The organism is Sphingomonas sp. PAMC26645, assembly GCF_004795835.1.
Taxonomy (GTDB): domain Bacteria; phylum Pseudomonadota; class Alphaproteobacteria; order Sphingomonadales; family Sphingomonadaceae; genus Sphingomonas.
The window spans coordinates 227,527-248,159 of record NZ_CP039249.1 but is presented as its reverse complement, the minus strand read 5'-3'; the positions used below and the strand labels follow the sequence as shown (position 1 = coordinate 248,159).

The 20,633-nt window shown below is 57.0% G+C and carries 22 protein-coding genes; 11 read left to right on the top strand and 11 right to left on the bottom strand.

Annotation, left to right across the window (positions count from 1 at the left end; all coding sequences use genetic code 11):
• Positions 1–7: 7 nt before the first annotated feature.
• Together E5673_RS01255 and E5673_RS01250 are read right to left on the bottom strand one after the other, a co-directional pair.
• Positions 8–235: a hypothetical protein gene (locus tag E5673_RS01255; RefSeq protein WP_247599508.1), complete on the bottom strand. Its 228-nt coding sequence runs from the start codon at positions 233–235 to the stop codon at positions 8–10.
• A 556-nt stretch (positions 236–791) separates the two neighbouring features.
• A complete protein-coding gene (locus E5673_RS01250; RefSeq protein ID WP_136188633.1) occupies positions 792–1,244 on the bottom strand; it encodes a hypothetical protein in 453 nt (150 codons plus the stop codon).
• Between the two features lie 1,468 nt (positions 1,245–2,712).
• Between E5673_RS01250 and E5673_RS01240 the strand changes: the two genes are divergently transcribed.
• The gene (locus E5673_RS01240) at positions 2,713–3,003 is read left to right on the top strand and encodes a hypothetical protein (protein ID WP_136188631.1); all 291 of its coding nucleotides are present in this window, start codon (positions 2,713–2,715) and stop codon (positions 3,001–3,003) included.
• A gap of 267 nt (positions 3,004–3,270) precedes the next feature.
• On the opposite strand, the gene E5673_RS01235 is transcribed toward E5673_RS01240, so the two are convergent.
• Positions 3,271–4,035, bottom strand: coding sequence for a hypothetical protein (locus tag E5673_RS01235; protein WP_136188630.1), 765 nt, complete (start codon positions 4,033–4,035; stop codon positions 3,271–3,273).
• 440 nt (positions 4,036–4,475) lie between these two features.
• On the opposite strand from E5673_RS01235, the gene E5673_RS01230 reads away from it, so the two are divergent.
• The 9 genes from E5673_RS01230 (at position 4,476) to E5673_RS01190 (ending at position 10,995) form a co-directional block, all read left to right on the top strand.
• On the top strand, positions 4,476–4,883 hold the full coding sequence (locus tag E5673_RS01230; RefSeq protein WP_136188629.1) for a hypothetical protein: 408 nt from the start codon (positions 4,476–4,478) through the stop codon (positions 4,881–4,883).
• A gap of 81 nt (positions 4,884–4,964) precedes the next feature.
• Entirely contained in the window at positions 4,965–5,369 is a 405-nt protein-coding gene (locus tag E5673_RS01225; protein WP_136188628.1) for a hypothetical protein, read from the top strand.
• The gene (locus tag E5673_RS01220; protein WP_136188627.1) at positions 5,366–5,710 is read left to right on the top strand and encodes a hypothetical protein; all 345 of its coding nucleotides are present in this window, start codon (positions 5,366–5,368) and stop codon (positions 5,708–5,710) included. Before E5673_RS01225 ends, E5673_RS01220 begins: the two co-directional genes overlap by 4 nt.
• Before the next feature lie 522 nt (positions 5,711–6,232).
• Positions 6,233–7,642, top strand: a complete 1,410-nt coding sequence (locus E5673_RS01215; RefSeq protein WP_168711541.1) for a VapE domain-containing protein — start codon at positions 6,233–6,235, stop codon at positions 7,640–7,642.
• 254 nt (positions 7,643–7,896) lie between these two features.
• Positions 7,897–9,066: a site-specific integrase gene (locus E5673_RS01210; protein ID WP_136188625.1), complete on the top strand. Its 1,170-nt coding sequence runs from the start codon at positions 7,897–7,899 to the stop codon at positions 9,064–9,066.
• 114 nt (positions 9,067–9,180) lie between these two features.
• Positions 9,181–9,549 (top strand): hypothetical protein, encoded by a 369-nt coding sequence (locus tag E5673_RS01205; RefSeq protein ID WP_136188624.1) that lies wholly within the window; start codon positions 9,181–9,183, stop codon positions 9,547–9,549.
• A gap of 245 nt (positions 9,550–9,794) precedes the next feature.
• Positions 9,795–10,112 carry a hypothetical protein gene (locus E5673_RS01200; protein ID WP_136188623.1) on the top strand — a complete coding sequence of 106 codons (318 nt, stop codon included), beginning with the start codon at positions 9,795–9,797 and terminating at the stop codon, positions 10,110–10,112.
• A gap of 500 nt (positions 10,113–10,612) precedes the next feature.
• Positions 10,613–10,804 carry a hypothetical protein gene (locus E5673_RS01195; protein ID WP_136188622.1) on the top strand — a complete coding sequence of 64 codons (192 nt, stop codon included), beginning with the start codon at positions 10,613–10,615 and terminating at the stop codon, positions 10,802–10,804.
• Entirely contained in the window at positions 10,804–10,995 is a 192-nt protein-coding gene (locus E5673_RS01190) for a DUF6771 family protein (protein ID WP_136188621.1), read from the top strand. The genes E5673_RS01195 and E5673_RS01190 overlap by 1 nt, the downstream gene beginning before the upstream one ends.
• Before the next feature lie 101 nt (positions 10,996–11,096).
• Here the strand turns inward: E5673_RS01190 and E5673_RS01185 are convergent, their stop codons facing one another.
• The 7 genes from E5673_RS01185 to E5673_RS01155 all read right to left on the bottom strand — a co-directional run bounded on the left by E5673_RS01185 (position 11,097) and on the right by E5673_RS01155 (position 19,682).
• On the bottom strand, positions 11,097–11,828 hold the full coding sequence (locus tag E5673_RS01185) for a hypothetical protein (protein WP_136188620.1): 732 nt from the start codon (positions 11,826–11,828) through the stop codon (positions 11,097–11,099).
• Positions 11,828–13,672: a restriction endonuclease subunit S gene (locus E5673_RS01180; RefSeq protein WP_210731787.1), complete on the bottom strand. Its 1,845-nt coding sequence runs from the start codon at positions 13,670–13,672 to the stop codon at positions 11,828–11,830. The genes E5673_RS01185 and E5673_RS01180 overlap by 1 nt, the downstream gene beginning before the upstream one ends.
• A complete protein-coding gene (locus E5673_RS01175) occupies positions 13,650–16,109 on the bottom strand; it encodes a DEAD/DEAH box helicase family protein (protein WP_210731786.1) in 2,460 nt (819 codons plus the stop codon). Before E5673_RS01175 ends, E5673_RS01180 begins: the two co-directional genes overlap by 23 nt.
• Positions 16,110–16,511: 402 nt before the next feature.
• Entirely contained in the window at positions 16,512–17,309 is a 798-nt protein-coding gene (locus tag E5673_RS01170) for a hypothetical protein (protein WP_136188618.1), read from the bottom strand.
• A gap of 103 nt (positions 17,310–17,412) precedes the next feature.
• Positions 17,413–18,147 (bottom strand): hypothetical protein, encoded by a 735-nt coding sequence (locus E5673_RS01165; protein ID WP_136188617.1) that lies wholly within the window; start codon positions 18,145–18,147, stop codon positions 17,413–17,415.
• Positions 18,148–18,893: 746 nt separating this feature from the next.
• A complete protein-coding gene (locus tag E5673_RS01160; RefSeq protein WP_136188616.1) occupies positions 18,894–19,208 on the bottom strand; it encodes a PilZ domain-containing protein in 315 nt (104 codons plus the stop codon).
• Positions 19,209–19,244: 36 nt separating this feature from the next.
• Positions 19,245–19,682 carry a hypothetical protein gene (locus E5673_RS01155; RefSeq protein WP_136188615.1) on the bottom strand — a complete coding sequence of 146 codons (438 nt, stop codon included), beginning with the start codon at positions 19,680–19,682 and terminating at the stop codon, positions 19,245–19,247.
• A 139-nt stretch (positions 19,683–19,821) separates the two neighbouring features.
• On the opposite strand from E5673_RS01155, the gene E5673_RS01150 reads away from it, so the two are divergent.
• Complete coding sequence (locus tag E5673_RS01150; protein WP_136188614.1) at positions 19,822–20,010, top strand: hypothetical protein; 189 nt, start codon at positions 19,822–19,824, stop codon at positions 20,008–20,010.
• 38 nt (positions 20,011–20,048) lie between these two features.
• Here the strand turns inward: E5673_RS01150 and E5673_RS01145 are convergent, their stop codons facing one another.
• Positions 20,049–20,513, bottom strand: coding sequence for a hypothetical protein (locus E5673_RS01145; RefSeq protein WP_136188613.1), 465 nt, complete (start codon positions 20,511–20,513; stop codon positions 20,049–20,051).
• Positions 20,514–20,633 lie beyond the last annotated feature (120 nt).

The following is a 20,633-nucleotide window of genomic DNA, read 5'->3' as shown; positions in this document are numbered from 1 at the left end:
GGTTCGATCACGAGCGCTGCGCCCACGCGCCCGACTTCTTCAGCTGTAGGCATATCGCGTTGAATGCCGCGCCTACACCCTGCTCGCGGCCAATGACGTTCTCTTGGCTGCTGGACTCCCAAAATCCGGTGAGCGGCCAGCGCTCGGGGCAGTGGGGTAGTAGGACGCGGAGCGCGAGGCGGGTGGGCACCGTGTCGACCTTTGCCGTGCCAGCCTGGTCGACAGCGGCGCGCAAGATCTGAACCGCGAGGTCGACTGTGATTCGGTGATGCCGTTGCATCCGGCCATCTGGAACGAACGAGGAACATTCCGCAAGGGGCGGGGCGGTGATGACAGACCCGCCCGCGGCCGGCGGGCTCGGCCTCTGGCGACTGACGAAATAAAATTACGCGAAAGAAAATTACAAAATCGACGAGGCCGGCCCCGCCGCCGCCCCGATCTTGCCACCCCGAGAAACACGCTTTTCCCCCCGCCTCGCCCGCGGTCTTTTCGTGTCGCAAAAGGTGCGATCGAACGACCTGCGGAAACTGGCCTAGGTCCTAGGCCGCGTCGCGGTATTTGGGGCTCATACGCCGGTGCAGTTCGGTGCAGATCGCGGTCTCGCAACGGGGGCGACGTATCTTGGCAGAATGGCACCGAATTTGCGCATCCTCCCCAGGATGCACGGGACGGCGCAAGCCGGCACGCTCACCCGCGGTCGCTGGATGATGAACCCGTTGGGTTCGGGGCCTCGGGGGCTTGGTGGAGCTTCAAACTGCGCACGCCATAGGCGTTCCTTTTATATTTAGATCTTACAGGGCCTCTGTGTGACCGCTCGGCGGATTTGCACTATCAACAGAAGCGCGGACGCGGGCGAGGATAGCGCGCAGCTCGGGGCTCTGGACCTCTGCGATCACGTCGTCGACCGTCGCGGTGTCCAGCTTCTTCTGTCGGGCGAGCTTCTCGGCAACAGCGCGGACGAACTCGCTGGGCTTGCGGAGCATGCGGCGAACGCACTCACGCACCGAGGGCGGCTGTAGCAGGATGAAGGCGTTCGAGATCTGCTCGCTTTGTTGTTCGTCAGGCAAGGCGTCTTCGATCGGCACGCAGCGGCGGATCCAGTCGAGGAAGCCACAAGCCTTCAACCGGGCGACGGCTTCCACCACCGCACTACGGGACTTGTGTATCTTATCGGCAATCCACTGGTAGGTCGGGTCCAGTCGGCCGTCCTTGCGCCCACGCAGGCGAAGCAGGCAGCGCAGCACGTCGAGGCCGATCCCCCGAGGGCACCGTTGCGCTTACCCGGCAGCTTGGTTTCATGCTCGAACGCTTCGGCCGCGCGCATGCGCGCGTTGTGTTCGTCCTTTGGAAACGTGTTGTGCGTGCGCCAGAGCGAAACCTCGGTACCGCCGGCATTCTTACTGTGGCGGCGAACGTGCGAGTTTGAGCGGGCACGGTCGCGAACGCCTGTGGTGATTTCGCTAAACGAGCGGGCGATATTGCTCGCGCCGGAGGATGCGCGGGGGAACGTGGCGGCGGGCAGTGAATTCGACATCGTGTCGGCTCCCGAAGGAAGTCGATGGCAGGCAATCGGCCGGCGCTGGAAGCGCCGGAATTGCGGGGCTCGATGTCACTTGGTTTTCGGTGCGTTTTCGGTGCAGCCCGTTTTCACCAACGGTTTTCTGCGGTTCCTACGCCTCGGTCTAGGTGCCTAATCCTCGCGAAAACGCCGGGAAACCGGACTATCGGTTTCGTTCGTAATGCGGGGGTCACAGGTTCGAGTCCTGTAAGCGGCACCACCTACTTTATGGCACGTCCACAAGGGAACTGCGGCGGCTGAGGCTGATAGGCCTTTCGGCTGGGTAGCCGTTTGGGTCCTGTTTGGGGCGCTTTGGGTAGGAGAACGGGCTCGACCCACGCTATACCTGTGGTCCATCGCCGTTGGGTTTCAGTTCACCCGCCGCTAAGCGCGTCAGCTATCGCTTCGAGGGGTACTGCGAGGGCCTGATAACAACAGATTGCCGCGTAGTACGCGATTCCTGCGCCGCCGATGACGATGCAGACGAATTGGAACGCCGTTGAGCGCTGCCGATTTCGTTCGGCCTGCTGGATCGCGCATCGGCCTGATTCTTTCCGCTTCAGGGTACGCCGGTCGGAGGTCGCCGGGCGGCTCTTAAGCACGGGTTCGTTCACGAGGGCGGCTATGCTGACGGGGTCCTGCGTCCGCACGCCAAAGCGACTTCCACCCTGCCAAACTACTCTGCCGATGATCACGAGTGTCCCACGGCGAATGTCGACGTACGTGCCGATGGGCGGCGGGCTCGTGCAAGAGATGAGCAAGCCCTTGTCAGACACGTCATGAATGCACCCATTCGACCAGTTACCGCTTACATTCAGGCGACATGGCACGGAGAGTTCTTTCGAATGTAGCGACATTTATCAGACCCACCGCCCCGCCGATCATGATCGGTATATTAACGCGAGCGTGGTTCCAATCAGGGTAATGTCCTGAGCTGCCATTTTACTAAGAAAAATTCGATCCATATCCGATGTAATGGTACCACTTACTTTAGGGTATCTCCACAAGGTAACAGCGGCGGCTGAGGCTGAACTGTCTTTCCGGTGGGCGGCCGTTTAGGTCCTGCTTGGGACGCTACGGGTACGCGTGACCCGAGCGACGCCTTGCGTGTCGTCGCGCAACTACCGGAGGGTACGCCCGCTGAAGGGCTTGCGGTGACGTGGCCTAACGCCGCCGGACTGTTCTACATGAGCGATGACAAGAACGAGACTAGGCTGGAAGAGGGGCCGGTCATCGGGGAGGTGAGCATCGTGCGAGAAGCCGACAGCAAGGGGCTGGCGACGTTCGTCGTGAAGGCCGGTGGGCCAAACAGCTACCGCTTCACCTACCACCCGAGCGACGTCGAGCCGTTCGACTTTCAAGCCAGGGCGTTGGACGCGGGGACGGATGTGCTGGAGGTTGAGCTTGGAAGTGCGTCTGCAAAGCTGCATCGCGTTCGGGATTGAAAGCTGCAAGCCGCACCACCTTCTTTGTGGCGCTTCCAAGGGGAACGGCGGCAGCTAAAGCTGAAAGACCGTCCGGCGGGGCTGTTGCTTGAGCCTTGCTTGGGGCGCTTTTGATAGGGAAGTGGGGCGACCCTTGCCATCCCTACTCCATTCGCCAACGGATATAATCCGACTTCTGGTTGTTGCCGACATTCAGTGATTCGTCGTCCAGCACCATGTTCCGCGGAAATGAAAATTCCGGATCGGCCGAGACGTCGGAATACGTGATCAAAGTGTTCCTACACTGATCCACATAGGATCTTGGCTAGCTTTAAGTTCGTCCAGCATTCTCTTTGCACGTGACGTCATCGCTCGATTTGGGGTGTAAACGATGCCTTCTTTGCCTTTAAATGTCCCCAAGAAATCTTCTGCAACGAGTGCGGAGATAACGCGTCTTGCAACCTTATTGTGCCTTCCAGCTTCAAACCCTCTGAGAAGCGCTTCCTCTTTCCTGCCTGTCCCGGGCTGAAAGAATGTTTTCTTTAGCACAACAACAAGTACCTCATGGCTTGAGCCAAGTCCGGCATCTCTAATTCGACTCATTGTGCGAACCGAATCAAACTCTTCCACTGAGTTATCTGAAAGCCAACTCGGTAATCCAGCTGTTGAAGAAACTCCTGACACCTTGGTTATCAACGAGTCATTGATCGCTAATCCGATCGGAACATCAGCTGGTAAAACAAGCTCCTCGATCGTGCAGGACGTTAGAATGACATTACTAATTATGGCACCTTCAAGGTCGAGTTGCGATATGGCTGCATCCTCGACGTGAAGTCCACCGAAGTCGACGATCTGTTTTGAGCGCGCTGAAGATGCAATAATATCGGCCGCTAATACTTTGTTTGATGACTTCGCTGATTTTAATGCAAGGTTAATATATCCACCTACGCTCGTAACAATCTCTCTTGCTAAAACCTCTTGGCCAAGTGCGTGAAGCGGATTAGACCACTTAACATCTATAAACTTTCTTTTCGTCGAGTCGTCTGCATCCACAATTCTCGAGACTCCTACAGCACGGAGGCCATCGAGAATGTAGGTATCTATAAATCGCCGATCAGCCGAGTCTTGATCAATGCGTCCCAAGCTCGGGAGGCGCTGTAGCATTACAGAAGCGTTCTCCACCGGTAGCGCTCCGCGAATGCTCTCGAAAGCTTCTTGTAATTCTCTTGGAGACACCAGAGATATTTGAGATATCGAACATACAAACCAAATACAATATATCGGGCCAGGAGATTAAATGCATTGCTAGTGCGGAATGGAGCCAAGGCACGGGCTTCGCAGAGTACGGGGCACATATAAGTGATGGCGGCAGCGTGATGTTGGAATACGCACAAGACTAAGCTTATTCAGCTAATCACCTATTATAAATCTGCCCTGGGCCTCTGCGATCAGTTCGCGGGGGCCTTTTTCATAACTAAATCAGGAGACGATATATGCTATCACTCGTTACACGCGCCGCCGTCGAGACTGCCATCCGAAACCCCTCACTTGATCCCGACCTCCGTAACCTACTCGCTATCCGAGCATCGCAGCTGGCAGACGATACAGAACCGGACATCGAACTCGGCGACCTTGCCCACTTCCACGCCGTCGAGGCGGGAGACGGGATGATAGAGGTAAAGGCGGCCCTCGGGTTCGCCGTCGATATCAACCTCGTGGATGGCGTTGCGTTTGGCCATTCCGATTTCGTCCCGTCATGGGAATGGATCGAGCATCACGTTGGCTACTTCGAACTGGCCTTCGTGCTGTCCGACGATGGCTTTGGACATATTCTGCTGGTGCCTGACCAGCTGGGCGTCGACCCGCGTCTTTTAGACCTCTGCAAATCTTACGCTTCCTGACCGATCCAACCAAGACCCGCCGCATCCAGCGGCATCGCAGCATCCTTCGGGGTGCTTTTTTTATGCCAGAAGGAAGCCACCATGCTCTCACTTCACGATGAAGCAACAATGCAGGCCGTTTTGGCACTGCCGATCGATCCCCACCTGCGCGCGTTACTAACTACCCGGATTATCCATTACGCAGCCGCCGGGGTGGGTTCCCTGACGCATATTGTCGTGGTCCAACCGGGCGATACTGCCGCCGTCATTATGCGGGAGATCGGGCTTTATCCGACAACCAGCCCCATCGACGGTACCCATTTCGGATCGACGGACTTCCACCCCTTCTGGGACTGGCTGCAAGACGAGGGCGGCTGGTTCGAGATGATCGTGACCGTTGGCGATACCGGCTTTGCGTACATCCTACTGATCGAGAATGCCGAAGGGGTCGATTCCAATCTCCTCGCTTTGTGCAACGCGCACGTCAATCAAAGGAACAAACCATGAAAATCATTGGCATACTGCTACTCGCGGGGATCGTCCTCAACGTTCTTCAGGCGGCGTTATCAGTTCTGCTCGTCGTCGGCTTGATCGGCCTCATCGTTGGGATATTGCTTCGTCCGGCTGAGACGTTCGGCCTGCTCGCCTTCGGCATGCTTGCCAGCCTTCTAAAGACGCACCCGGTAGGGTGCATCTGGATAGGCAGCCTCACGCTCATCATGATGATGCTGAAGCGCGACCGGTCAGTGATCACGCGCCCGCCAGTTCGCGTTCAGATCAGTCAACAAACGAATGTTGCCGTACTACCGGCGGTGGGGGGAGGGGGCGGCAACCCAAGCCAGGGCTAGGTCGCCGACATCATCAGGTCTCTCGCAGCAAATGGGCTCGGTGGGGGGAGGGGGCGGCAAAACTGAGACATCGCTACCGGTCAACGGCGGCAGCCACACTTGCCAATAACGGTAACCGCCTCGTCATCGGTAGGGCGGATCGCGCCGGAGGCGGTAAGATTAAGATCTTGGCGGTTGGTGATGCGGTAGCATACGGTCCAGATAGGTTCCTTCACAGCTCGTGCCTTACAGTGACATCAACGGTAAGCCTCAGCGCACTAGCTAAATTTCTTACAGCATGAACCTTTCACCCGTCTGAGCATTATGTCGGCGTTGGCTAGTCGCTGTCCTATTGAAGGACCGGCTAATCGCCACGGCACTACTAGCTTTTTAAGCGCCCTCTTCAGTCGTCCGCTCCGGCGGATGTGAACCCGCGCACTGCTAGTAGCTTTCACCCTACCCGATTTGAACTCGGCTCGACCAAGTTTCGCAGCCGAAAGCCGTGAGAGTTTTATGGATAGCGTTCAAGCTAGAACCCCAACTATGTCCCAACGTGTATGCCCTGCGGACATAATTATTGATGTCAGTGATACTGGAACCGTACCGATCCAAGTGACTGAGGATCAAAACGCTACGACCGAGGCATCGCAGGCGCTCGCAATCGGACGGCAGGTCACCGGCAGGGTATCGAAGATCAATCGCCGCTTGGAAGCGAGTGACTTTCCCGACTGTCCCGTTGGAACATCGAGCCATCTGCCGACAACCATAGAAAATCTGGAACACATACTTAGAGCGTTCGATGTTACTGTAAGGTACAATGAGATAAAAAAGAGAGTAGAGATTCTTGTACCAAATCTTGAAGGGACAGCAGATAATCGCGATAATGCGACGCTAACAGCAATAATAAGCCTGGCTTCGCTGCACGGCTTATCAGTTGGCCAAATATCTTCTTATGTTGAAGCCATTGGTGACCGGAACGCTTACAATCCGGTTAAGGATTGGATTATGTCAGTCCCGTGGGACGGATGCGACCGTCTTACTGATTTCTGCGGTACGGTCGTGGCCCAAGACGACTTTTCAGTAGATCTGAAGAATACCCTGATCGAGAAGTGGATGCTCAGCCTTGTAGCAGCCGCGCTCAGCAAGCATGGGTTTTATGCGCGTGGCGTCCTGACGTTACAAGGCGGCCAGGGTATAGGTAAAACTACCTGGGGGATGAAGCTCGTATCAGATCCCGGCTTGCGAGATCAATTCGTGAAGCTGGGACATCATCTCGATGCGGGTAACAAAGACTCTGTCTTGGCGGCTATCACGCACTGGATCGTCGAAATTGGCGAACTCGATAGCTCTTTCCGTCGGGATGTTGCTCGTCTGAAAAGCTTTATTACCGGAAACTCTGACAAGATCAGGAGGCCGTACGCGAAGGCGGAGTCAGAGTATGGACGGCGCACGGTTTGCTTTGCAACGGTCAACCAGAAAAACTTCTTGGTGGATGAAACTGGAAATAGCCGGTTTTGGACCATTCCTGTCACCAGCCTAGATTATAACCATACAATAGATATGCAGCAAGTTTACGCGCAGCTTGCCGTTAGATATAATGACGGGGGCGAATGGTGGTTGTCTGAAGGCGAGGAAGCTTTGCTGACTACTAGCAATCTCAACTACAGATCGATTAATTCTATACGTGACATTGTTTTGGACGCCCTAGACACATCCTTGGCCGGAGATGCTGGGAATGAATATATGTCCGCTAGCGAACTTCTGAGGCGGCTTGGAATCGCTGTACCTACCAACCCGCAGAGTAAGGATTGCGGCACGGTGCTGCGAGAGATTTGCGGCGAACCAAAGCGGGTCCACGGCGGAGACAAGTGGCGTGTCCCGTTAAAGCGTGCCGAACCGTTGCTGAAGCCGCGCATGGGGCCAAAGCAGCCTCCCGTTGGAGACGCGTTCTAGCGTAGCGGCCGGCACCTTCGGACGGGGGGGTGGCTACTCCGTCCGTTTCCCTCCCCCTGCCCCCACTGCTGCTGGCGCTCGGAAGGCAGGCTCGCTCGTGGCCCTGCCAATTGGATGTACCCAATAGGCATCCAGGCAGGCCCACTCAGCGACGTTTTGTTCGAACGGGCACCACTGCCTGCCGCATCGCTTCTCCATCCCACGGGAGCTCTAAGCCGATCGCGGTTTACGCACACAAATAAGGAAACCAAATCATGCCCAAGGCAAAGCTTGATAATACATTCTGCCTCACCGCCTTCTGCCCAGAAGGCAAATCTAAGGAAACATTCTACGATACGATAACGACCGGTTTCGTCCTGGAGGTAAGATCCTCCGGGGGTAAGACCTATTACATGCGATACAACGACAAACATGATCGCCAGCGCCAGCACAAGATTGGTGTGTTCGGAGACATTACCTTCGATCAAGCCCGCAAAGAGGCGAAACGGTTGCGATCAGAGATTACTTTAGGCGGAGATCCGGCGGCCGTGAAGGAGGACGTCAAAGCTGTCCCGACCTACGCGGAGCTGGCCGTTATGCACCTCGCGCATGCCAAAACCTATCAGCGGAGCTACGATACAACGGAAATGTATGTCCGCAGGCACATTCTGCCGCGCTGGGGGAAGGTTCGGCTGACGGAGATTCGGCAGCAGGACGTCGCACAATGGCTGGCGCTGAAAGCGGGGGAGGGGCTTGCGCCCGCAACCGTTGAGAAGATTCGGGTGACGTTCGGACGTTCGTTCTCTCTAGCCCTGACCTGGGGCACGCCTGGTGTCACCCGTAATCCAGTCGTTGGTATTCGTCGTCCGGCCATCAACAACGCTCGGGAACGTTTTCTAAGTGTCGAAGAGGCGCGGCGGCTGCAGAAGGCGGTGGCGGCGTCGCGCAACACGCTGCTGCCTGCTATTGTCGGCTTGCTGTTGCTGACCGGCGCGCGGGTCTCTGAACTGCTTAATGCCGAATGGCAGCACGTTGATCTTGAACGCCGCGCGTGGCTCATCCCGACTTCCAAAACTGGAAAGTCCCGTCACGTGCCGCTTTCCCAGGCGGCGATCGGCATTATTGAGCAGTTGCCTCGGGTCGGCCGGTGTCAGTATCTTTTGCCCAACCCCGTTACGCTCAAGCCTTTCACGACGATCAAGCACGCTTGGCAGAAGGCTAGGGATGATGCGGGTCTGCACGACCTGCGGATACATGATCTGCGACATTCAGCGGCGTCGTTCATGATCAATAGCGGCGTCGACCTGTTCGCTGTTGGGAAGGTGCTCGGTCATGCCTCGTACCAGTCAACCCAGCGGTATTCTCACCTAGCCAACGACACTCTCCTTGCTGCGGTCGAAGCGGGCGCGGCGAAGCAGAAGATCGATTGGAACCCTGCGGTCTAGACCCCCATCCCGATCCATTCGCTAGCGCGCTGCTGGTGGGTGGGTCGGGCATCCTCCTGATCTTTTTTTGGTTTCCCGTTGGGTCGCCAATAATCATATTTGAAGGCGAGTAAGATGATTGACACGAACAAGGCTACCTCCCCCTGGAATATCACCATCCCGGACATCGCGGTTAGGCCGATCCCAGCCACGCCCATCATCTCCAAGCGGATGTCGGATGAAGACTTTGCCAACTTCACGCTGGGGGTTGAGGAAATGCTCGAAGACTGCGCCGACGCGAACTCCAACGAACGGTTGGTGAACGTCATCACGGCATGCATCGGGGCGGGTTTCACCACTGCGGGCGCCATCATCGCAACGTCGATGACCTTTGGTTTCAGCCGCGGGCACGTCGGAGCGGTGCTGAGCGGTAGCACTGCTGGGAAGTCGAAGGTGCCTAACTGGCGTCGCGACGCGGAGAAGCAGTACAGCTTGGCCTCCTAACGTCCCGGGCACGAGCATCCGATCGGCCACAGGTTGAATGCTCGGGCTGCCGAACGGGCGTGCGCATTACCTGATGATGCCCACAGGCCCCCGCGCGTTGCGTTCCGGTCCCAGGATCGGATGGTCGAACTAGCTACATTTCCCCGATCCATGCGCTGGCGCTTTGCCGGATGTGTGGGTCGGGGAATCATCCCATTATTTTTCGGCTTTTCGTACGTCGGGGCCGATCGACTGAAAGCACGATCATGACAGACACGAACACCGTTGACGCTACTCGCGAAGCTCGAACAGCAGCGCTTGAAGCCAAGCTCAAGCCCTTCATCGTTCAGGTACGCAATGAGCTTGCATCGCACGGCCCAAGGGCGTCGAAAGCCGACTTGGCAACTATCCTGATCCTCGAATGCCTTGAGGCTGGATATAGGACTGAATACTGGATCGAACGCATCGCCCGCGTTCTGCCGCTACGGGCATCCGATGTGCTGTCGACGCTCAATGAGAAGTCTGGACCCGATGGGCTCTGGGATTGTGATGAGAACGAGCGTTACAGTCTGCCCGTCACCTGAAGCCGCGATCGACCCTGACATCGAATTGTTCCATCCTGATAAGCCAGGAGGCCTCTGTAACGGCACTTCGCGCAACGGGGTCGGTTCGGCTCCGTACGTCCCAAGTATGCCTGCCGGTAGGCGTGAGCTTCTAAGTCGCCAACGGGCCGATCGATTGAGGACTGCCGCCGCTCATCGTCATAAGTTTACAATTCGTTACTCGGTCATGGACATTCCACGGAGAATGGCGGTTCATGATCCGGAGGTCGGAGCCGACTCCAATGACAGGCGCATGTCCAGCGTTGTTCGAAAAGATCGTCCTGCGCGTGTAATCGCGTGAACCGCATTGGCTCTGTTCCGCATCATATACATGCGGAAGGACGGTAACGGACCGGCGAGGTTGGAGAGCCTCCCCATTTCCCCTTCTGACGACCGTACTTCGATATCAGAAGCAACCGTTAGCACGTTGACTCAATTTGCATCATGCCCCATTTGTTCTCAAGGAACTCGCACCCGAGTCGATGCGCAATGACGCTGAACTGCTGTCTCAGACGCACCATCTGATCGCGGAATTCTTGCCCGAACTACGGCCTGCGGAGATGCAGACGGTCTACTTCCAGTGCATGGAGGACGGCCCCGAAAGCTTGCTGGCACCGATCGAGGCCGAGTTCCCTAAGCGCGGCCTGTCGCCCCATGCGATGACGTTCGGTTGATGGCGAGCGTGATAACCGCTGAACGGATCGCGGACCTGATCGAGCAGGCTCCGGGCTGGGCTCTCGTGGCGCTTACGGTGTCGCAGGAGCGGCTGAGGGCTGATGCACGACGGGAAGTTGCCGAGCACGTCGACAGTGCCCTCGACCAACCGATCGACGTAGAGGCGGGGCTGCTTCGTTTGCCGCTGTGAAACAGTTGAATGACGGCGGACGGCCGGAGCTTCGGCAACAGGGTCCGGACTGTTGCCTAACGTCCAGATCGCATTCTGGATTGGCATCAGGCTCCCTCCTGTTAGTCGTCGATGGCAATCAGCGCGCCAACTTCGCCGTACAACCCGGCAATCGCCTCCTGCCCGGGATGATCCGCTAACAGGGCAATGTTGAACGCCGCGCAATGGCGAAGGTCGGCCATCGACATGTAGGCTTTGTGGACGAAATTTGCAGTCAGCTCCTCGCCATAGGTGCCATACTGCAAAACCTCGGCAGCAGCGCTGTCGGATAGGAAGCGCTGATACAGCTCAATGATGACGGGCTGCATATGACCTTCGATATTGCGCACCTCGCGCATCATCTCACTTATTTCCTCATCGATCGCTTGCTGGTCGTTGAAGAACACGGTGCCGGTAGGGTGAGCGATCTTGTTGCGCCGCTTCACGAACTTAGCGAACTCGCCAACCTGGGTATTGCTGCAGCCGATTAACTTGAGGAAACGAAATATCTGAGACTCTCTAAGCTTCTCATAGAACTTGAACGGGCTATCACACTCGGTTATCTTAGACTCGTCCTCGGCGCGAAAGCCGACCATGGCCATGTGAAATACATCGGGCCGGGCCAGCCTTATCTGCCAGATAGAAAAGCTGACGAAACTCATATAGAGTAGGTGGAAGGCTAAGCTGGCGAATTCGTAGCGGCCCTGCTGGTAATTGCTCTCGAACGCCGACCAAAGGAACTGCAAGTAGCTCTGCTCGTTCGCTGCTGCCATCGAATAAGGCAGGTATTCGTTGAGTTCGAGCGCCTCGTCCATCAGGCGACTGCCTCCTTGGGGGCAGCCTCTCTGGCTCCGCCCCAAACGCTGGCGATGGCCTGTTTAACTTTCGTTTCAAAGCGGGTTATGAGCTCCCGGTTTGCGGCGACGAGCGTCTGCTCGGCCTCAATTTCGGCGGCGATGGATTGCTGGGTTTTGAGCGGCGGGAGCGGAATTTTGATCTTTTCCAAATTCCCTTTCGTGATGTGCACCAAGCCGACGCCCCCGTGCAGATTATCTTCCACCTCTTCCACGGCTGCGTTGAGGATGTGCAGCATGAAAGACTTCACAGTTTGCGATTCGTCAAGCAGCACACGGAAGATATGTTGATTGAGGATCGCCTTTGATCCGTTCCAGATATGCGCACCAAAAGAAGTTCCTCGCGACCCAGACCACGAGAAGAGCAGTTCACCCGGCTCAACAATGAACTGTGACTTCACGTCCCCAGAGTAGTAATTTAAGTTAGCGGATGGGCTGTTCAAATTTTGAATCCGTATAATAGGTAGTCCGCCACCGTCTTCCGATTCCCAGTCAGAAGGCTTGAAGGCTCGTCCATTGATAAGCCGGCAGCAACTACCAATCTCCACCATCGGCCAGGCCGCATCAACGGGAACGCGGGGGTGGTAGCTTTCGAGGACGGCGCGGGCGCCGTCGATGACCTTCTGATACCCTTCGATCTGTGCGACAATTTCACGTTGAACGTTCAGAGGCGGGAAGGGAACTTGAACCGCAGCAACGATACTACTGTTGAGATTGTTGACTACCCCACCCGTTGCTTGCCTCACAAACTGATCATAGACAGGCTGCGATCCCAAAATGTGATACAAGTAGTCTTGGTCTATATCATTAGCCCTAGGACGAAGCAGCAGCCATCCATCATGAATGCAACCATCCGTTGCCATTATGTATGGCCGTCCAAAGCTCATGGAATTGGACAGGAGAAAGTCACCCGGTTTCACATAACGTGATTTTTTTGCTCCTTCGGGGCTGACTTTCTCTTTTGTCTTGCTGATAAACTTTCTGCCCATCTGAGCATCGCCGATCTTTATCCAATTTACTCCGTCCGACGCTGTCGTCATGAAGTCTTGGATAGGGCGGGGTGACGCACCCCGCGCAATCTCACAAAGATCCCCGATTGCAACCATGGGCCAATGAGCTGATTGCTGAACGTCGCCTCGATACCTTTCCCCGGTAAGATTAAAATCTCCACCTTCTGCAATCTTCGCCTTTGCCACCGCATGACCTATCGAAGACTCGAGCACCTCGCCCTCGCCCTCGCCCTCGCCGCGACGCGCCGCCGCCAGCCAGGCTGCGAGCTCCGCCTTCACCTGCGACAGCTGACTGCCCTTTACAGCGCGCCGCTGGCTCCCAAGGCCGAAGCCGTCATTTTCCACCTTGAAGAAGGCAATGCTGGCGCTGGCCTTTGCCGCCGCTCGATCTAGGATAAGGATCGATGTCTTCACTCCCGAATAAGGATTGAATACGCCAGCGGGCAGCGAAATAACGGCGGCGAGGTAGCGGCCCTCAACCAGCATTCGACGCAACTCGCAGTAAGCGCTCTGGCCCTGGAAGATGATGCCCTCTGGCACGACGATGGCGGCGCGACCATTCGGGGTGAGATGTTCGGCCATATAGTCAACGAACAGAACTTCGCTGCGTTTCGACGCGACTTGAAATCGGTTGTGTGGCTTTATCCCACCCTTCGGTGACATGAACGGCGGATTGGCCAGGATGACGTCGGCCGTCTCACCCCATTTGTCATCGCTGGTTAGCGTATCATATTCCTCCACCTTGGGATCGGCAAAGCCGTGGAGATAGAGGTTAACCAGACTTAAGGGACACATAGTCCTTGATGTATTCCGGGATGCCCCTGCGCCATTCATTGGGGACCGCACGCAGATCGGACGTCCGGAAGCGGGGGTTGACGTTGAGTGCGGCAAAATGGCCGTCGTCGATGGTTTTGCGGACGCTGGCGTCCTTGATGTAGGCCTCGAAATAATAGCGCATCTGGGCGATGCGATCGGCCTGTTCAGGCTTCTGATCGAGCAGAAATTTCTGGAATTCGTCGTCGATCAGCTCGTCCTTGGATTTAAAGCGCGGGATGTGGCCGAATGCCTTCTCGACGATTTCGCGTACTGTAAGACGGCGGTCCAAACCGGCCGCGCGTCGCAGCTTTTCAAGGCTGAAAAACTCATCCGGCTTGTCGAACAGATGCTCGATCACCCGACGGGTTGCGGCTTCCCAATTCTGCTGTTCGACCATTGCGCTCAGCGCCGCATCGGCGAGGGCCATGTCCTCGAACTTCTGGAAGAGCTCGCGGTCCACGCGCATACCCTCGATGCCGATCTGCTGCTCGTTGTGGCTTGCGATGGCATCGGGCTGGAAAGTCTCGAAGCCCTTGAATGTCCGCGCCGGGGACTGGACGCCCGACGCAAACGGCTCCGCACCGATCTTAGGCAGCCGAAGTTCTTCGTTATAGTTGAATTTTTCCTCAAAATATTCGCAATTGGCAAAAAAATCGAACAGGCGGAACTGGGTCTTTTCGAGCCCGGCGAGCTCCGCCTTGCGCACGGGGTCTCGCATCTCCTGTGCGAACCAATGTTTGCGAGTGCCGCGTCCTTTCATTTGCACGAAGTCCGAAGGGCTGAAGATCGGCCGCATCATCGCCAGGTTCAGAATGTCTGGGCAATCGTAGCCAGTCGTCATCATGCCGACGGTGACGCAGACCCGCGCCCGTGAGGTGACATAGCTTTCATTGAAGTTGCTGCGCCCGGCAAGGTTATTATTGGCGAACTGCACTGTCATGGTCTGCGCGTTCATGACTTCGCTGGTGACCTGCATTGCGAAGTCAGATTGGTATCTTCCAGGCCATATTGCTTCGGCCATTTCGTTCAGAACCTGAGCAACCTTGGCCGCATGGTTCTGGCTCACGGCGAAGACGATGGCCTTGCCGAACTCGCTCGTCACCGGATCGTGCAGGCCGTGCTTGAGGAATGTTTCGCAGAAAACATCGTTGGTGGCATCAGCGAAGAACTTCTTCTCGAAGTCCTTCCCGGCGAACGCTTCCTTGGTTTCGTTCCCGTTGTCGTCCGTTGTTTCAACTACAAACCCCTCATCTGAGAGCAGCTGGGTCGTGATCTCGGTTCGGGCGTCAATGACATAGGGGTTGATCAGGAATCCCTCCCGCACGCCGTCCACCAGCGCATAGCGGAAAGTCGGGTCGTTGCCTTCGCATCCGAAGATTCGATACGTGTCCAGCATCAGCCGGCGTTCGGTATCCCGAGGATCGCGTGTTGCCATGCTGCTTTTTGATTGCTTCAGGTAATCCTTGGGTGTGGCGGTGAGGCCGAGCTTAAAGCCAACGAAATATTCGAACACTGCGCGGGCGTTGCCGCCGATCGAGCGGTGCGCTTCGTCCGAGATGACGAGGTCGAAATCTGTCGGGGCAAAAAACCGACGGAATTTATCGTTGAACAGCAGTGACTGGACGGTCGTGACCACGATATCTGCTTTGCGCCAATCCCCGCGCCGCTCTTTGTAGATTACACAAGTAAAATCGTTCTTAAGCAGGGCCTTGAACGCTTTGTCCGCCTGTACCTCCAGCTCTATGCGATCGACCAGGAACAACACCCTGCGCGCATTGCCGGTTCTCAGGAAAAGCTTGATGATCGCCGCTGAGGTAAGCGTTTTGCCGGTGCCAGTTGCCATTTCGAATAGAAAGCGCACGGCTCCCTTATTCGCGGCGCGCTGGACAGCATGGACCGCTTTCTTCTGATAATCTCGCAAAAACCGCAGCTTAGTTCTCTCGATGAAAGCCGGACGTTCGGCCTCGTTCTTCCATCCGGCTTCGTTTAGGTATCCGGGCATCTGGGTGAGGGCGATATAATCGCGATCAACGACCTCGCTGGACAAGCGTTCGGCGTCAGGCTGGAAGGCGTGATGATCCCTGATTTCGGCTTGGCTTGGAAACTTAGTGATTACGCTCGGGTTGCCCTGCTTCAAGTCCCAGAGATAATGGATGTTGCCGTTAGAAAGAATTACGAAGCGAGCATTTTGCTCCCGCGCGTATCGGCGTGCTTGCTCTTTAGCAGAAAGCGGATTTTTCGCCTCAGACTTGGCTTCGAGTACGATTAGGGGGCGGCCATCCTGATCAAGTAGCAGAAAGTCGATGAACCCGTTTTTGGTAGTCTCGAAATCTTCGCCAAGAGCGTTGATCTGCATTTCGGTGATTTTTGTGTTCGGCTCCAACACGATATTGGCGTGCCCCATCGCGTCGTCCAAGAAGCGCCATCCGGCCTCCTCAAGTAGCCGATTTATCTTAATCCTAGCCGTAGCCTCGTTGGCTTTCACGAAGTTCCCCGCTTCCGTTCATCGCTCATTCGTTTTTCCGGTAGGGGTAGCTTGGGAGCATGCACAGCGAAATTAGGCCCTAAACCACGTTTTTCGACAGCGACGAGTTAGTTTGCTTACTATTCCACAACCTTGCACTGTCGATCAGCGCCGAAGCAGGCCGCCGCCTTCAACCGGCGCAACTAGCTACGATGTTTTAGAAAAATGGGATCGCGATCGGATCATGATCGGTGCCGAAGTGGGGACCCTTAGGCTCTATAGGCTAGACGCAGACCCGATGGTTTAGGCGAAACCTGTCGGGGTCCAGCTTCGGCGCCGGTCCACAGTCGTCGCCTAAAAGAGTCGTTCGAAGGCGGTCGGTTCTGCGGCTAACAAGCGCCGCAACATCTGATTGGCGTAGAACATGTCCGGGCTGGCCTGCTGCGGCAGCACAAGCGTTGTGTAGTCCGGCGCCGCCTTGTCGAGCGTGAACGTCACCAACCCTACGCCGTGGATCGAGCAAAGTGCCTTAAGTCGGCCCATGTCGTCCTCGCCGGTTGTACTGGGCACGACAATGTAGCTCTTGTGGCTGAACAACCGATACGCGACGGCCTGCCCGAACGCGACCACGGGCTGGTTGGGGTCGATCTTGATCTCCGCCGACACTATCTGTGGCTCGAACTTGAGCATGTCCTGAGTGCGTGGCTTGAGCACCCCGATCACGTCTGGGGTTCCCCACTTACCCCTTAGAACACTGCCGCCCAGCGCCACCGCGGCGTTCACCTCCTCCGCTACGTCGACAAGCCAATCGGCGAAGCTCTGATAAAAGTCTGCTTCGACATACGTCACGAGCGTGTGGTCGGCTGTCTCAACCTGCACCGGTGTCTGCGCAACGGCCTCGTCCTGTGCAATTGCCGCACTATCTCCGGCATCGCTCAACTCAGCCCAGCGGTACGTCCCCTTCGCGATTTTCTCGATACGGCCGTCCGTCTTCAGCAGGTTATGTATGCCGCCATGAATGCTGTTCTGCGGCGTCTCCGGGCTCGTTTGCACGACAGCCTTTAATAGCTCGCTCCAGCGAATGCCGCCGTGTGCACCCTGCAGCACGGCTATAGCCTGTTCCTGTATCTGCTTTCGGTTCAGCTTCGGCACGTAGCCCCCCTTCGTTGCAGCCACATCAGCCACTTTGCCGACAGTTGCGTTTCGATGCGGCAAGTGCAAGCTTGCCCAGACAGGGAGCAGATAGCTGGATCGTCTAAAACTCCGGTTGATACGCGATCTGGGCGACTGCCTTGGTCGCGTCGCCCCGTTTCAGGTATTTGCCCAACAGCGTTCCCTTTCCCGCTTCCAGATTTTCTGACCGATACAGTTCGACCCGTTTGTCGGTCGTGGTCGTAAGCCGGAAAAGCCGCCCGCTCACTCGACAGAAAACGTCCTTGCTCCCTTGCTGCGGCGTCCACTTGCAGTCCGCGCCAGACAGAAGGCGTTGCTCGGCGGCGGCCGCTTCTGCTTCCCTGAGTTGTCGAAAATGCGCGTCCTGTTCCAGGCGAAGTCGCTCTTCCTCCTTCTCGATGTGATCCCGCAACACGCCAACGATGGCGGGCATCTCGGTCCCCAGCGCCTTCTCAGCTCCGTAAACGGCGAGGCAGCCCTCTTGCAGTTCATCGCGCGGGTACTCGCTGTAGCGTTCATCAGCGAAGGCCTTCAGGCGTTGCTCCACGTCGCTGAACGACAGCTTCGGCCCTTCCATGCGGTTTAGATGGTCCTGCAGGTCGCCGATCGGGATCCAGCAGGCGGTGGCGGACTCGACGAGCTGCTCGCGAGGACCGTTCCACTTCGTCCAGGCCGAGTTACCCCGATCGAGCTTCTTGACGATGTCCTGCGCCAGCTTGATCAGCATGTAAGGGTCTTTGATGTGCCGCAGAGATGGACTCTTCACGTAATCGAACAGCAGCCGCTTGACGGTATCGACGCGATCATCATCCAGCATCTCATTCCTCCAGATTCATTGGCCGAGCATGGCAATGGCGATGGGGCAGGCACTTCTGAGTTGATGGTGGAGATCTGCGTACGCCGTCCGAAGTTTCATTATCTCGGTCTTGAACAATGATTTCAACTGCCGAGTTGCTATCGCGTTTTGAAGTGCGGTTGCGACACTTCCGCTAGGAGCATAGATGCCGGGGTCAAGCGCATGAAAGTCGACCTGCTCAAGATCCGCGGCTTCATCTACCACAGGTGATAAGTTCCTATGCGGCGGCGGCGCCTGTAAGAGCAGATGATCTCAAGATTGGCCGAGCTGACGTCGAACGTTCTCTCCGCTTGCGGGTAGGCACCACCAGGATCCTCAGTTAGGGCCTGGTTACCCCTCTAATGATAATCCGAGCTCTGACGGCTGACCGATCTCGGCGTGCTGCTGAAGACGGGCCATGCCACATGCAGCGAGCAGCTGGTCCGATAGGAGCGACGCTGCATCTACGTCGAGCGTCGCAACTACGCCAGGCGCCTCGATGAGCACCATCCCCTCGCTTGCTGAGATGCGAAAGGCCTGATGCTTGAGAGCTTCTGTCACTGGGTTTCTCCAATAACTGGCCAACGGCCGTTGGGGCCGCGCCGCTCCGCGGTGGTTGATATTCGTCAGCACAATTGCTCGCGTTGATCATGATGAAGAAGGGCCGGATTGGGAAACGTAGTCCGCAGCTAGCTAGAACGGTCGCACTAAACCCGTCAGCGTGACAGCTACTTCCACCCCGCCTCCACCAGCAAGGCCTCGATCATCGCAGCATCCAACGGTTCGGCAAACTGGCAGCCCGAATTGTACTCGTCTGCCCATTTCACTGTTGCCGAAACTCGTCCTACCAACGGGCGGGTCAACCAGATGACGGAACCGACCTTAAGTGCGGAGTACGTCCTGAGCCGTGCACCACTGACTGAAATATCCGAAACTCGGCACAACGTGCGACGCAAGCCATCAAGCTCAGCATCTAAGCCGATCGCTGATCGGGCCGCGCCACGCTTAACTGTCTTCGCGGCTTCGAAATCTGCGCTGAACATAATACTTGTTAGGCCAGCACACCTGCCATTTCCATATCATATAGCAGGACGGAATGTTTCAGCGATGGAGAGGGGCAAGGTCGAGCTTGAACCCCCTGCCCTCGCCACTAGGCCTTCGAACGCCGTCCTGCTGTTATTCTTCAGGTCCACTTCTGAAGTGTCGAGGTCAATGTCCTCACCGGGGTTCCCGCCACCTGCACTCGAACCACTGCCGTGAACTTCCCCGGTCTTGTTATCGATGTAGGCGCGCTTGCCGGCTTCTGGCGGGATGTCGCGTCCGTCTGCAGCTTTGTCGGCACCGGCGTTGCGAGCACCGTCACGGTTCTGCAAGTGGCGCTCCGCTGCATGGTCGGCGCTGTCGTACTCGTCGCCAGAATAGCCTTCGCCCTTGCCGAAGCCATCCTCGGTCCGGTCTGCAGCCCCCGATTTTACTCGAACATTGTCGCTAGGCTTCGGCGTGCTGTCGTCCGTCATGGCAACCTCCAAATCTGGTAGGCAGCCAACGCGCGACGAGCGGAAAGCTCCGCAAAACTGATGAAGGGTTTGTAAGTTGACCGACGCGGCCGTCGGCATAGCATTTAGGTTGCCCATCAGGGGCAAGGAGACCTTCCACATGCGCAATATGCTATTCGCTGCCGCCTCGCTGTCGTTGCTTATCGGTGCGCCGTCGATGGCCGCCCCATGCAAGGACGCCAAGGGCCGCTTCGCCAAGTGCCCGAAAGCGCCAACCAAGACTGTCCGGTGCAAAAGCGCGAATGGCAAGTTCGCGAAGTGCGGCACGGCTGGAGCCAAGCCTGTCTGAACAAACCGGCGCGGATCGATATGCCCGCGCCGGCTCTATTACTTCTTTATAGTGACTGGCGTCGCTACCGGGACAACGGCGGCGGGAGCTACGACCATCGGCGCGGCTGCCCCAGAGAATGCAACCGACACATCCTCGTCGATGAATGCAGTGACAGGCGTACCCAGCGGTATGTTCGCGCTGGTTCCAGTCATAAAGAACCCTGCGATCGGGATGATGACGAGCGACCCGACCACGGCTGCGGTTCCCGTGGTGCCCTTATCGTCCAGTTGGCCGGACATCCGGATCTGTCGACCGTTGGCGCGAACGTAGAGCACACGGCCGTTGATACGGCCCGACTTGCCCCACATGCCCTTGTTGCGGACCTCGGTGACTTCACCGGTTGCAGGACTGCCTGCCGGTATCACCACGTTGCCGTCGATCATCACGTTCTCAGCGGTCTCAAGCTGGAAACGCTGCCCGACCTTCAGTTTCTTGCCGAGTGTCGTCAGCGGTTCGCTCATTTTAAGCGGAACCGAGGTGCCAGCGCGTAACGTACCAGAGGTCGTCGCTGCGGTCGTCACTGGCGCGGTCTGCGCCTGAACCGCAGGCGAAGACATGGTAAGCGCGCACACGAACGCGCC

Excerpts from the sequence above, each read along its gene's own strand:
- E5673_RS01220 (WP_136188627.1), top strand. The coding sequence starts at position 5,366 with ATGAAAATCATTGGCATACTGCTACTCGCGGGGATCGTCCTCAACGTT.
- E5673_RS01145 (WP_136188613.1), bottom strand. The coding sequence starts at position 20,513 with ATGAGCGAACCGCTGACGACACTCGGCAAGAAACTGAAGGTCGGGCAG.
- E5673_RS01200 (WP_136188623.1), top strand. The coding sequence starts at position 9,795 with ATGACAGACACGAACACCGTTGACGCTACTCGCGAAGCTCGAACAGCA.
- E5673_RS01225 (WP_136188628.1), top strand. The coding sequence starts at position 4,965 with ATGCTCTCACTTCACGATGAAGCAACAATGCAGGCCGTTTTGGCACTG.
- E5673_RS01160 (WP_136188616.1), bottom strand. The coding sequence starts at position 19,208 with ATGTTCAGCGCAGATTTCGAAGCCGCGAAGACAGTTAAGCGTGGCGCG.
- E5673_RS01215 (WP_168711541.1), top strand. The coding sequence starts at position 6,233 with ATGTCCCAACGTGTATGCCCTGCGGACATAATTATTGATGTCAGTGAT.
- E5673_RS01190 (WP_136188621.1), top strand. The coding sequence starts at position 10,804 with ATGGCGAGCGTGATAACCGCTGAACGGATCGCGGACCTGATCGAGCAG.
- E5673_RS01230 (WP_136188629.1), top strand. The coding sequence starts at position 4,476 with ATGCTATCACTCGTTACACGCGCCGCCGTCGAGACTGCCATCCGAAAC.
- E5673_RS01155 (WP_136188615.1), bottom strand. The coding sequence starts at position 19,682 with ATGACGGACGACAGCACGCCGAAGCCTAGCGACAATGTTCGAGTAAAA.
- E5673_RS01150 (WP_136188614.1), top strand. The coding sequence starts at position 19,822 with ATGCGCAATATGCTATTCGCTGCCGCCTCGCTGTCGTTGCTTATCGGT.
- E5673_RS01185 (WP_136188620.1), bottom strand. The coding sequence starts at position 11,828 with ATGGACGAGGCGCTCGAACTCAACGAATACCTGCCTTATTCGATGGCA.
- E5673_RS01210 (WP_136188625.1), top strand. The coding sequence starts at position 7,897 with ATGCCCAAGGCAAAGCTTGATAATACATTCTGCCTCACCGCCTTCTGC.
- E5673_RS01195 (WP_136188622.1), top strand. The coding sequence starts at position 10,613 with ATGCGCAATGACGCTGAACTGCTGTCTCAGACGCACCATCTGATCGCG.
- E5673_RS01165 (WP_136188617.1), bottom strand. The coding sequence starts at position 18,147 with ATGCTGGATGATGATCGCGTCGATACCGTCAAGCGGCTGCTGTTCGAT.
- E5673_RS01205 (WP_136188624.1), top strand. The coding sequence starts at position 9,181 with ATGATTGACACGAACAAGGCTACCTCCCCCTGGAATATCACCATCCCG.
- E5673_RS01180 (WP_210731787.1), bottom strand. The coding sequence starts at position 13,672 with ATGTGTCCCTTAAGTCTGGTTAACCTCTATCTCCACGGCTTTGCCGAT.